The organism is Virgibacillus profundi, from assembly GCF_002287375.1.
Classification (GTDB): domain Bacteria; phylum Bacillota; class Bacilli; order Bacillales; family Amphibacillaceae; genus Virgibacillus_K; species Virgibacillus_K profundi.
On sequence record NZ_NPOA01000014.1, the window covers coordinates 73,164 to 85,355 of the forward strand.

The window sequence follows — 12,192 nt, forward strand, 5'->3', positions numbered from 1 at the left end:
TAAATAAACATTGAATTATAGGGATAACTTCTGTATTATTATTCATAATTATAATGTAATTGTCAGTTGCTTTTCTATTTTAATTTGATGAGGGATAATGGATGAAAATTATTTTGAGGCACGTGCTGAAAAATATAGTTGAAAAAAAGCTGAGAACATCAATAGTATTCGTGACTATTTTATTTTCGACCATGGTTTTATTCATTGGGCTAAGCTTGAATACTATTATTAATAATACATATTCCTCGATGTTACAAGGCATATATGGGGATTCAAATATTGTAATCACAAAATCTGCAGCTGATGGTGATCCTTTCTATAAGCGAACGGAAATTAATCTGGAATCGGTTTCCGTCGAGCAACGTATTGACCAGCTTCATGCAAACGGTAAAGTGGTTTTAAATGATGAAGATGTTAATGTCACGCTTAGTGGAATGGATATGGAGCTTGCCGAGGATATGGAGTTGGTTGCTCCTATCCGGCAACTGGATGGCTTTGATCCAAGAGAAAATATGGTGATGGTTAGTCATAAGACAGCTTCCGATTATGGTCTTAATTTAGGTGATGAATTAATAATTGATCATGGGGAGGAGACCAATTCCTTTAAAGTCGGGGCAATAAATGAATCAAATGGCATGTTTTATTCGGAAACAGGGGAGCGTTTATTCGTTACCTCATTACAACAGGTGAATCGTTTAAATAAAACAAATCAGCTTGTAAGCACTACATTGATACAGGCTCCGGAAAACAGGGTGGATTCAGCAATAGAGGAATTGGAGGAAGTAAATTCAGAATTTACCATTCAGAAAACAGGCTCTGCCGACACCGTTTTGCGGGATGAACAAACATTTCAAACAGTAATGATGCTGGCTATTATCATTATTGTTCTAATCAGTGCTTATGTCATCTCGTCATTAACGAAACTGATTATAGCAGAACGATTGCCCGTTATGGGTACTTTTCGAAGTGTTGGATTAAACAAAGGCATGATGAATTGCATATTGTTACTGGAGTTTTTCCTATATGGATTGTTTGGCTCCATTCTGGGAATTGTGCTGGCGTATTTCCTGCTTCCATTCGCTGCTGACATCTTTAATGAATATAAAGAATATGGTGTTGAGACAGCTGTAGAATATCAACTGAGTTACTTAATCATCGCATTTTTATTTGGAATGATTTTTCCGGCATTTATAAGTTTCTTTCGCATTAGAAGAGCAAATTCCAAACCGTTAAAGGATTTGATTTTGAATACACAGCATACTACTCAAAAACAATCCAGGATCTCTTTATTGATCGGAATAGTTTTATTGGCCGGAGCATTTGCCCTTTATTATATTAATCAGTTAGACAATTTATTTATGGCTGTTGGCTCAATAGTATTTCTATTCATTGCAGTTGTTTTATTAATGCCTGGTTTCTTATATGGTATTTCCAAATTTTTTCATTATTTTCTACATAAGTTTGTTCGTGGAGATGTCACCCTTGGCATTAGAAACGTAGCTAATAATAAGATAGTAGCGAATAATTCCAGTATGATTATTGTTGTGTTTTTACTGTTGATGATGGTAGGTATGACAAGTGCAGGGATTGATCAATATTTAGCAAATTCTATGAAAAAGGACTTTGATGTCAGTATAAGTGGTTTAGAAGATGACATGACGAATTATACAGAGATACTGGAGATGGATGAGGTAGCAAAGACACATAATCAGTACATAAGTATTGCCGAATATGATATCGGTGGTGACCGAAATACGTTTGCTATTCATGGTGTAGAAGATTTTACGGACTTTGATGAATTTTACGAAGGCATTACATTTCCGGATGATTCCGAGACCCGAATGGGTGATTTATCTAATGGCATCATTATTGATGAATATCAGGCGGAAAAATACAATTTGGAAGTGGGAGAAACGATCCGCTTGCAGCCGCTGGATGCTAATTATCAGTCGCTGAATAATAAAGAGGCGTTTCTGGATGTGGAGATTGCCGGTACGATGGAGAGCTCCGGTTTTTCCCAAAACAGGGACACAGTATTACTCAATTTAAACTATTTCCAGGATCACTTTTCTGGCCTTTTTAATCAGGTGGCGGTAAAAGCAAACAAAGGATATGAAGCAGATGTGGTTAAAGAGGCTATTGCAGATAGATATGCTGATTCCTCTGTTACGGTAACGACTTTTGATGAAGTTATTGCTTCCCAAAAGGAAACGGTTGATACATTGATAGATGGAATTACGATTATTATTGTTATGGGATTGTTGATCGGATTATTAGGTATCTCCAATAATTTAATCGTTTCATTTACCCAGAGGAAGAAGGAATATGCCTTACTTTATTCCGTTTGCATGAGTAGAATGCAAATTATAATGATGATATTTATTGAGACACTTATGACTTTTTTTACTGTAGTTATTATTGGATTTATCGGCGGACTTGCGCTAAAAGTGCTGATGACGAAATTATTATATGCGATAGGGTTGCGGATTGAGTATAGCTTTAGTTTTGAACTATATGGTATTTTATGTGCAGCCGTATTTCTTTTACTAAGTTTATCGATATTATCAATTGTTCGAAAAGTTTTTAAGCTAAACGTGTTGAAGGAATTACGTTATGAATAGTAGTCTGCAGGGAGGTGCATAGGGATGGAAAGGATTGTTCTAACAGAAGATCTTTGTAAGAATTATCAGGTGGGTACAGAAGTGATACAAATTTTAAAAGGTATAGAGATTTCGGTTTTAGAAGGGGAATTTGTATCAATTATGGGCCCTTCAGGCTGCGGAAAAAGTACATTACTTTATTTACTTGGTGGGATTGATGAACCGACATCAGGCAGAGTTCTGATTGGTGATGAAGATATTAGTAAGCTGAATGATCGAGGTAAAAGCAAGCTGCGGCGAAAATTTATTGGCTTTGTATTTCAGTTTTATAATCTGGTTCAAAATCTTACCGTTGAAGAAAACATCACACTTCCTTTAACGATGGATGGTAAAAAGCCGGCTAGCTATAAGAAGGAGCTTGATGAAATTTTAGAGATTGTTGGTTTAACAGATCGAAGGAAATTTACACCCAGGGAATTATCTGGGGGACAGCAGCAGCGTGTTGCAATTGCGAGAGCCTTGCTGTTGAATCCCAAGCTGATTTTAGCAGATGAACCGATTGGTAATTTAGATAGTAAAACAGGAACGGATATTATGGAGCTTTTTCATAAAATTAATAAGGAAAAAGGAGTTACAATCGTTCAAGTGACACATTCCCAAGAAGCTGCGAAGTATGGAAGCAGAGTCATTCGAATGAAGGATGGTTTGGTAGATGTTAGTTAAACTCATGTAAAACAACTGATCCAAAAACGATTACTTTTGGGACGACATCTTTATTAGGTGATTCTAATGTTAGACTAGCAGAAAAATAAGTGGCCTTAACCCTATGAAAATTGCGGCTAAGGCCACTTTATATAAATGATGGAGGGAAGAATACTTTAAATTTATCTTTCCTTTGGTTCCTTATCTGTTTCACGTTGTGGTTCGATATCCTGATTGGGATCCTTCTCTTTCTGTTTCTGTTCCAGGGAATCATCGTTGTGTTTATTTTTATTTTTTAGAATTTGTCATTGTATCACGCCTCTCTGGTAGTATTATGTGCTTTGCTCCGTATATGTACAATTACCGTTTTCAATTATGTTAAAACATGAATATATAATAGAAGATGAGAGGTCTCCTTAAAAAGTTGAGAGACAGCAGCATGTAGTTGAGAGATCTCCCTAAAAAGTTGAGAGACAGCTGCCCAAAGCTGAGAGACAACTGGAATAGAGTTGTTTATCTCTCAACTTTCACAATTTCGCTCCCGCTCAACACTTCCATATTCTCTATACCGGTGCCAACCATTATTCTCAACACTCTATCCTATGCTATCATAATAAAAGGAGGGATCCTGGATGATATACATAGGTTTAACAGGCTGGGGTGACCATTATTCAGTATATCCTGCTGGAATAAAACCCACGAACAAATTATCCGAATATAGCAGTAACTTTCTAGTCGTAGAAGTGGATGCATTCTTCTACGCCGTGCAGCCATCTCGCAATACAGCCAAATGGGTTAGAGAGACTCCGGAGAATTTCCGGTTTGTTGTGAAGGCTTACCAGGGAATGACTGGTCATCAGCGAAAAGATATTCCTTTTGAATCAAAAGCGGATATGTTCAATGCATTTAAAGAATCCTTAAAGCCTTTTCAGGATGCAAATAAGTTAGCATTGGTTCTATTTCAATTTCCACCTTGGTTTGATTGCAAAAAAGAGAATGTAAATTATTTGAGGTATTGTAAGAAAATGATGGGGGACATTCCAGTGGCCTTGGAGTTTAGAAATCAGTCCTGGTTCAATGACAGCTATCGTAAAAGCACACTCGCCTTTATGCAAAATGAGGGCTGGATACATTCCATTGCTGATGAGCCGCAGGCAGGAGATGGTTCAATTCCTGTTGTTCCCGAAGTGACCACTTCAAATGTAACACTTGTACGGATGCATGGCAGAAACGTGCATGGGTGGACGAAACCAAAGGATAGAGAGACAAATTGGCGTGAGGTACGTTATTTATATAAATATAATCAAGAAGAACTTTTGGAATGGAAAAATAGGGTGAAAGAACTTGCAAAGAACTCAAGGGATATTATCATTCTATTTAATAATAATTCCGGTGGGGATGCAGCGAATAATGCCAAAGAATTTCAGAAGATGCTTGGTATTGAATATGAAGGACTTTTACCAAGACAACTGGGTTTATTTTAGATTTTGATAGGACAGCGCCTTTCTAACTTTGCAGAATACAGTTCTGCAAAGTTTTTATTACCGTCATTCTAATATTCATTTGAATATATGATTGACATTATCTAAATGAAAGCATAACATAAAGATAATCAAACAATGATTTGAATGAGGTGATCCTATGAGTGAATCGACAATTGAAAAAACACCTAGAGATACATGTGAGACATTCTGTTTTGACGAAGAAAAAGTAAATAGAATTCAGCCACAGATAGAACAGGTTAACGGAGTAGAATTAATTTTTAAAGCATTGTCAGATGCTACCCGGCTGAAGATAGCCTATGCACTTACATTGGAAGAAGAGCTTTGTGTTTGTGATGTTGGAAATATTATTGGAGCAACTACAGCAACTGCTTCCCATCATTTACGATTACTGAGAAATATGGGGTTGGCAAAATATCGTAAAGAAGGGAAATTGGTTTTTTATTCCCTGAAGGATGAACATATAAATCAGCTGGTTTCAATTGCAATGATACATGCTAAAGAGGGTGTTTGAAGTGGCAGATAATACAAATAGTTATCGACTGCAGGGCTTGTCCTGTACAAACTGTGCAGCGAAATTTGAAAAGAATATTCGGGATATTGACACGGTTGAGGATGTTCAGCTTAATTTTGGTGCTGCAAAAATTACGGTTCAAGGTGAAGCAACAATTGAACAGCTTGAAGAAGCGGGGGCTTTTGACAGAATTAAAGTATTCCCGGAGCGTCAGCGTGTTACGGAGCAAAAGGAAGTATTTTGGAAGAAAACTGAAAATATTGCTGCGCTAATCTCCCTTTTCCTGATTATTATTGGCTATATAACCCATTTTCAATTAGGAGAAGCACATCCATTAACGATTGGTACATTTTTAGCTGCTATATTCGTTGGTGGATTAAGTTTATTTAAGATTGGTTTAATAAATTTAACGAAACTGCAATTTGATATGAAAACATTAATGACCATTGCTGTCATCGGGGCAGTAATTATCGGGGAATGGGCTGAAGGTGCTGTAGTTGTGTTTTTATTCGCAGTGAGTGAAGCACTGGAAAGTTATTCTATTGATAAAGCACGCAAGTCTATTAAATCATTAATGGATATTGCTCCAAATAGAGCAATTATTAAACGAGGAAGCGAAACAATTGAAATTGATGTGGAAGATGTTGTTATTGGTGACTTAATGCTAATAAAGCCCGGACAAAAAATTGCAATGGATGGGGAGGTTATCAAAGGCTGGTCATCCATCAATCAAGCTGCTATTACAGGTGAATCGATTCCAGTTCAAAAAAACCAAGGTGATGAAGTATTTGCAGGAACATTGAATGAGGAAGGCTCTTTGGAAGTACGTGTAACAAAATACGCAGAAGATACAACCATTGCAAAGATCATCCATTTAGTGGAAGAAGCACAGGCTGAGAAAGCACCTTCCCAGCAATTTGTTGATAAATTTGCACATTACTATACCCCGGCAATCATGCTGGTTGCATTGTTTGTTGCAATTATTCCGCCATTATTTTTCGGCGGAGTCTGGTCGGAATGGGTTTATAGTGGCTTGGCGGTCCTTGTGGTCGGATGTCCTTGTGCTCTGGTAATCTCGACACCTGTAGCTATTGTTACAGCAATCGGGAACGCTGCACGTAATGGGGTGTTGATTAAAGGTGGTATTCATCTAGAAGAAACTGGCCGGCTGGAAGTTATTGCATTTGATAAAACAGGTACACTTACAGAAGGAAAACCGGAAGTTACAGATATCATTCCGTTTGCCGGGACGGGTGATGAGGAGATTTTAGGCATCTCCAGAGCTATCGAGGAGTTCTCACAGCATCCACTCGCTTCAGCAATAATTAGAAAGGCCAAACAGGATTCTGTTGAAACATACACAGCAGATGATTTCCAATCCATCACTGGAAAAGGAGCGACGGCTGTTATAAATTCTACCGATTATTATATCGGCAGTCCGAACCTATTTGAAGAGATGTTTGAAATTCCAATTGATCTAAAGGAAAAAATTAAAACAATACAAATTCAAGGGAAAACAGTGATGCTGCTTGGTACAAAGCAAGAGGTGAAGGGCTTAATTGCCGTAGCGGATCAGATAAGAAAAGGAAGTCAGTCAATTATCCAGAAGCTTCACAAGCTCGGAATCAAAAAAACAGTAATGCTTACAGGTGATAATCAAACTGTAGGAAATGCGATTGGGAAAAAATTAGGACTAAGTGAAACGAAGGCAGAGCTTTTACCACAGGATAAACTAACCTCCATTAAAGCACTAAGTGAACAGTCTGGAAATGTAGCTATGGTAGGAGATGGTGTTAATGATGCCCCTGCATTAGCGGCTGCGACCACGGGTATTGCCATGGGTGGAGCTGGTACAGATGCTGCTATTGAAACGGCAGATATTGCATTAATCGCTGATGACCTTGAAAAATTGCCATATACGATTGCTCTAAGCAGAAAAACGCTAGCTATCATTAAACAAAATATTTCTTTTTCGCTTGCATTAAAAGTAGCAGCACTTCTGTTGGTTATCCCTGGATGGTTGACACTATGGCTCGCGATATTTGCGGATATGGGAGCAACTATTATTGTTGTGCTTAATTCGCTAAGACTTATGAAGACAAAATATAGTGCTTGATTAAAAAAGGATCCCCTATTGCGCTTATAGCAAAAGGGGATCCTTTGAAATTATAATTAAGTTCGATTAGTTTACCATTGCTGAAGACGATAAAAAATGGTACACTAATAAAGTATTTGATTTATATTAACAATAAATATAAAGGGTCCAATTATATTATATCAATTACGATTCGATAAGTCAACAAAAAACTAAAAATAGATCGGGGTTGATTTAATGAGCGATGAAATAAATAGCCGTAATACGGAACAAGAGCGTGTCAACCATGTCATCCATGAGATCAATAAAAAAGAAGAAAAATTGTATGGAAAGTCATCTGATTTAAAAGAAAGCGTTGTAGATCTGCGAAAGAATTTCTGGGAGGATGTTAAAGTAAACCTGGATGAGCCTGATGATGTCATTGAAACACAGGCAAGCCTGAAGCAGCAGGCAGAACTATTATCGGAAAGAGAAAGGTTTCATGGAAAAGTCGGGGAAGAACTAAAGACATTAAACCGTTTGAAGGGTTCCCCTTATTTTGGCAGGATTGATTTCCGGGAGGATTCAGAAAAACAGAAGGATCAAATTTATATTGGAATTTCCTCCTTAATGGATAGCGAAGAGGATGATTTCCTAGTCTATGACTGGCGTGCACCGATTTCCAGTCTTTATTATGATTATCCCCCAGGAAAAGCGGCATATGAAACTATTGAAGGAACTATAACAGGAGAAATCACTCTAAAAAGACAGTTTATTATAAGACAAGGCATGATTAAAGGGATGTTTGACACAGGGGTGACAATTGTTGATCATCTCCTGCAACAGGCACTTGGAAATAATGCCAGTACAACAATGAAGAGTATTGTTGCTACCATACAGCAGGAACAAAATAAAATTATTCGAAATGAAAAAAGCGATCTTTTAATCGTGCAGGGAACAGCGGGTAGTGGGAAGACATCTGCTGCCCTGCAGCGGATTGCTTACTTATTGTACCGCTACCGGGAAGAATTGAACGCTGATAATGTTGTTCTCTTTTCCCCAAATCCATTATTTTCAAGCTACATCTCCAACGTACTTCCCGAACTGGGCGAAACAAATGTCAGGCAAACAACATTTTTAGATTACCTGCAAGAAGGAATTGGTAATAAGTTTTCAATTGAATCCCCATTTGAACAAATGGAATATGTTTTAAGTAAATCAAATCATGAAGAATTCAATATTCGTATGAAAAGCATGGATTATAAATCCAGTCCGCAATTTAAACTGCTTATCGATCAATTTGTTTCCCATTTGAAAGATGAGGATATCCAGTTTAAAAATATCAGTTTTCGTAAGCAGGTTTTAATATCCAAGGAGCAGATTCATGATTATTTTTATTCCCTGGATGATGAGATAGCAATTCCAAATAAAATGGAGCTTGTTTCCAAATGGCTGCTTCAGGAATTACAATACCATCAGCGAATGGAGAAGGATAAGGACTGGGTGATGGAGCAGGTGGAACTGCTGGATAAAGAAGCTTTCTTAAAAGCATATTATAAATCTCAGAACTCCGATGAAGAGAGCAATGTAGCGGAAGAAGAGGAAATTTTGCGCAGAGCGGTTGTGAAAAAGGTGTTTTCAAAAATGAAGCAGCTCGTAGAAGCGTTTGAGTTTGTAAATGTGTCAGCAACCTATCAGAAGCTTTTTATCGACTGGGAGCCTAAGGAAAGTCCTGAACACTGGAAGGACATCTGTCTTCTTACAGCTTTTGATTTGTCGAGGAAGTTTTTAACATGGGAAGATGCAGCACCCTATCTATATTTTCAAGGAAAGCTGCTCGGTGCTCATGGAGACCGCGCAGTCCGTCACTTGTTTATTGATGAAGCACAGGATTATTCGGCATTTCAATTTGCTTTAATTAAAGATTTGTTTCCATATACGAGAATGACTTTATTGGGTGATATTAATCAGGCGATTTATACAAATACGACAAAAGAGAACCCACTGCTTCCCAAAAACCAAAACTGGAAACATGAGAGAATTACACTCACGAAAAGCTATCGATCCACAAAACAAATCGTTGAGTTTACGAAAAGCTTTGCACCAGGGCAGGAGAAGATTGAGCCATTTGAGAGGGACGGTAATAAACCATTACTGGTAAAGGTGGAAAATAAAAAAAGCATGAATGAAACCCTCATTGGCGAATTGGATAAGCTTCAGGATAAAGGTTATGAGACAATCGCCCTTATTTGTAAAACATTAGAGGAAAGTGAAGAGATCTTTAATTTGTTGAGAAATAAGGTGTCTGTGAAGCAGATAAATGAAGAAACGTATTCTTTTGAAAAGGGAATAGTAGTACTTCCGGTTTATTTGGCGAAAGGGATAGAGTTTGATGGTGTGATTATTCCTGATGCATCGAAAAACCGATATACCGCAGAATCAGACAGAACCCTTTTCTACACTGCTTGCACACGAGCGATGCATGAATTGGTTATGATAAGTATGGATAAGGCCTGTATGTTTATTGAAGGTGCCTCACCTGAAACCTATACAATAGAATAGAATAGGCTCCTGTTAAATTTTCCGGGCGATCAATTACTTCTGACAATTTGAAGTATTGATCGCTTTTTTTGTCTCAGTTAAGTTAAATATGGTAATTCAGCATTTTTATTTTTATCACCAATATATTCGCAAAAATTCATTATACTTTTAAAAAATTATAAAAAACTTATCGTAATATATTGCATTTTGCAGAATAACGTAGTATTATAGTTTCACTGATATATTGCATATGAGCAATATAACTATACAATTAATTGAAAATTATTTTAATTATACATCCTGGGGGGAACTGGAAAATGAAGAAAAAGCTATCATTATCATCATATACTGCAATTGGATTTATGTTATTTGCATTATTTTTTGGGGCAGGAAATTTAATTTTCCCGGCTCAGCTTGGCCAATATGCCGGATCTAATTTATGGCCTGCTGCAATCGGATTTTTAATAACTGGAGTAGGGTTGCCACTGCTGGGAATATTAGCGATGGGATTCTCAGGAAGCCGAAATTTACAGGAATTGGCTAGCAGAGTACATCCTGCCTATGGAATCTTTTTTACTGCATTACTTTATTTGACGATAGGGCCATTTTTTGCAGCGCCAAGAACAGGTACTGTGGCATTTGAGGTTGGGATAGCACCATTTGTGAGTGAAGGTTCTCATCAAACAGGCTTACTAATTTTTTCACTTTTATTTTTCGCTGTAGCACTTTTATTTTCATTATACCCTGCGAAGATCGTGAATAATATCGGAAAAATTTTAGCGCCAGGATTAGTTGTTCTGCTTCTTGTTCTTCTCGTTATGGCTTTTGTCAATCCGATGGGGTCAATGGGAACACCACAGGAAGGCTATACAAGTGGATCTTTTGTAACAGGATTCCTGGAAGGTTATAATACGATGGATGCATTAGCTTCACTTGTGTTTGCGATTATCGTAATTAATGTTATTCGTTCTATGGGTGTAACATCAAAAAAAGAAATACTTTCAGCAACTGCTAAATCCGGTGGTATTGCAATTGGGTTGCTCGGTGTTATTTATCTGGGGATTGCATATATGGGTTCCACAAGCACTGGACAATTAGGTCTTTTGGACACAGGTGGTCCTGTTCTAAGTGGTGCTGCATCCTATTACTTTGGCACGATTGGCTCAGTTTTGTTGGCAGTTGTAATAATTCTAGCTTGTTTAACGACTGCTATTGGACTGATTACAGCAAATGCGGAGTATTTCCATACATTGCTGCCGAAACTTAGCTATAAAATATTGGTAGTATTCTTTTCTGGATTAACATTTGTTATCGCTAATTTCGGATTAGCAAATATAATTGCTTATTCCATCCCTGTACTGATGTTTCTTTATCCACTTGCTATTGTTTTGATGATATTGACATTCTTATCACCATTGTTTAATGATGCAAGGGTGGTTTATGTGTCAACAATTGGAGTCACATTCCTGATCAGTACATTTGATGGTTTAAAAGAGTTAAGCGGATCACTTGGTGTTGAGTTTAGCTGGATGAATCCGGTTATATCCTTCTATGAAGGTGTGCTGCCATTATATAATCAAGGTCTTGGCTGGCTGATTCCAGCATTAGTTGTTATTGCAATTACAGGTGTTATCGTTCGTATACAACATAAAACAACGACAGTTCAAGCATAGATAACAAAGTAAACCGGTTTCCAAAAGGGAGCCGGTTTTATTTTTCCATCCTATTCTTTCATTAATTTTATGTTTTGCGATTGAATAATAATTTGGTAATCTCTAGTAAAGGAGATGAAAGCGTTGGCGAAAAGCTTTTTTACATTTAATATTTCAACTGATGAAAAACAAACGTTCACGAATTTGGACAGTTGCTTGCATGAAGCATTGCGTGAAAGTGTTATTCATGATGGGATTATGATTGTATATTGTCCTCATACGACGGCAGCAATAACGATTAACGAAAATGCCGACCCAGATGTAAAAATAGATTTGAAACTTGGTCTGAATGAGACTTTTCCGAATAAGGCGGAGTATATTCATATGGAGGGAAATTCGGATGGACATATGAAATCATCTGTTGTAGGAGCAAGTGAAACATTGATTATTTCGGATGGGCGTCTTGTATTGGGAACTTGGCAAAGCGTTTATTTTTGCGAATTTGATGGACCGAGAAATCGAAAAGTTCATGTGAAGGTGATGGAAGGATAAAGGAAGAAAAAATAAATGAGAGCTGAACGTGAATGCTAAGGCTTTTTTTTACTAT

Annotated in this window: 8 protein-coding genes; all 8 read left to right on the forward strand. The window is 37.3% G+C overall.

Translation table 11 applies throughout. From position 1 onward, the window contains the following. Positions 1–101: 101 nt before the first annotated feature. Positions 102–2,621 (forward strand): FtsX-like permease family protein, encoded by a 2,520-nt coding sequence (locus tag CIL05_RS17900; protein WP_095656904.1) that lies wholly within the window; start codon positions 102–104, stop codon positions 2,619–2,621. A 24-nt stretch (positions 2,622–2,645) separates the two neighbouring features. Beyond that, entirely contained in the window at positions 2,646–3,323 is a 678-nt protein-coding gene (locus CIL05_RS17905) for an ABC transporter ATP-binding protein (RefSeq protein ID WP_095656905.1), read from the forward strand. 611 nt (positions 3,324–3,934) lie between these two features. After that, positions 3,935–4,786, forward strand: a complete 852-nt coding sequence (locus CIL05_RS17910) for a DUF72 domain-containing protein (protein ID WP_095656906.1) — start codon at positions 3,935–3,937, stop codon at positions 4,784–4,786. 157 nt (positions 4,787–4,943) lie between these two features. After that, positions 4,944–5,318, forward strand: coding sequence for an ArsR/SmtB family transcription factor (locus tag CIL05_RS17915; protein ID WP_095656907.1), 375 nt, complete (start codon positions 4,944–4,946; stop codon positions 5,316–5,318). Next, a complete protein-coding gene (locus CIL05_RS17920) occupies positions 5,299–7,434 on the forward strand; it encodes a heavy metal translocating P-type ATPase (protein ID WP_133065310.1) in 2,136 nt (711 codons plus the stop codon). The genes CIL05_RS17915 and CIL05_RS17920 overlap by 20 nt, the downstream gene beginning before the upstream one ends. Before the next feature lie 216 nt (positions 7,435–7,650). Then, entirely contained in the window at positions 7,651–9,954 is a 2,304-nt protein-coding gene (gene helD / locus CIL05_RS17925; RefSeq protein ID WP_095656909.1) for an RNA polymerase recycling motor HelD, read from the forward strand. 296 nt (positions 9,955–10,250) lie between these two features. Next, on the forward strand, positions 10,251–11,606 hold the full coding sequence (gene brnQ, locus CIL05_RS17930) for a branched-chain amino acid transport system II carrier protein (protein ID WP_095656910.1): 1,356 nt from the start codon (positions 10,251–10,253) through the stop codon (positions 11,604–11,606). Positions 11,607–11,729: 123 nt separating this feature from the next. Next, a complete protein-coding gene (locus tag CIL05_RS17935) occupies positions 11,730–12,137 on the forward strand; it encodes a secondary thiamine-phosphate synthase enzyme YjbQ (protein WP_095656911.1) in 408 nt (135 codons plus the stop codon). The last annotated feature ends 55 nt before the right edge of the window (positions 12,138–12,192 follow it).

What these genes read in the sequence shown, in the direction of transcription:
- CIL05_RS17920 (WP_133065310.1), top strand. Translation starts at nt 5,299, where the DNA reads ATGCTAAAGAGGGTGTTTGAAGTGGCAGATAATACAAATAGTTATCGA.
- CIL05_RS17900 (WP_095656904.1), top strand. Translation starts at nt 102, where the DNA reads ATGAAAATTATTTTGAGGCACGTGCTGAAAAATATAGTTGAAAAAAAG.
- CIL05_RS17910 (WP_095656906.1), top strand. Translation starts at nt 3,935, where the DNA reads ATGATATACATAGGTTTAACAGGCTGGGGTGACCATTATTCAGTATAT.
- brnQ (WP_095656910.1), top strand. Translation starts at nt 10,251, where the DNA reads ATGAAGAAAAAGCTATCATTATCATCATATACTGCAATTGGATTTATG.
- helD (WP_095656909.1), top strand. Translation starts at nt 7,651, where the DNA reads ATGAGCGATGAAATAAATAGCCGTAATACGGAACAAGAGCGTGTCAAC.
- CIL05_RS17915 (WP_095656907.1), top strand. Translation starts at nt 4,944, where the DNA reads ATGAGTGAATCGACAATTGAAAAAACACCTAGAGATACATGTGAGACA.
- CIL05_RS17905 (WP_095656905.1), top strand. Translation starts at nt 2,646, where the DNA reads ATGGAAAGGATTGTTCTAACAGAAGATCTTTGTAAGAATTATCAGGTG.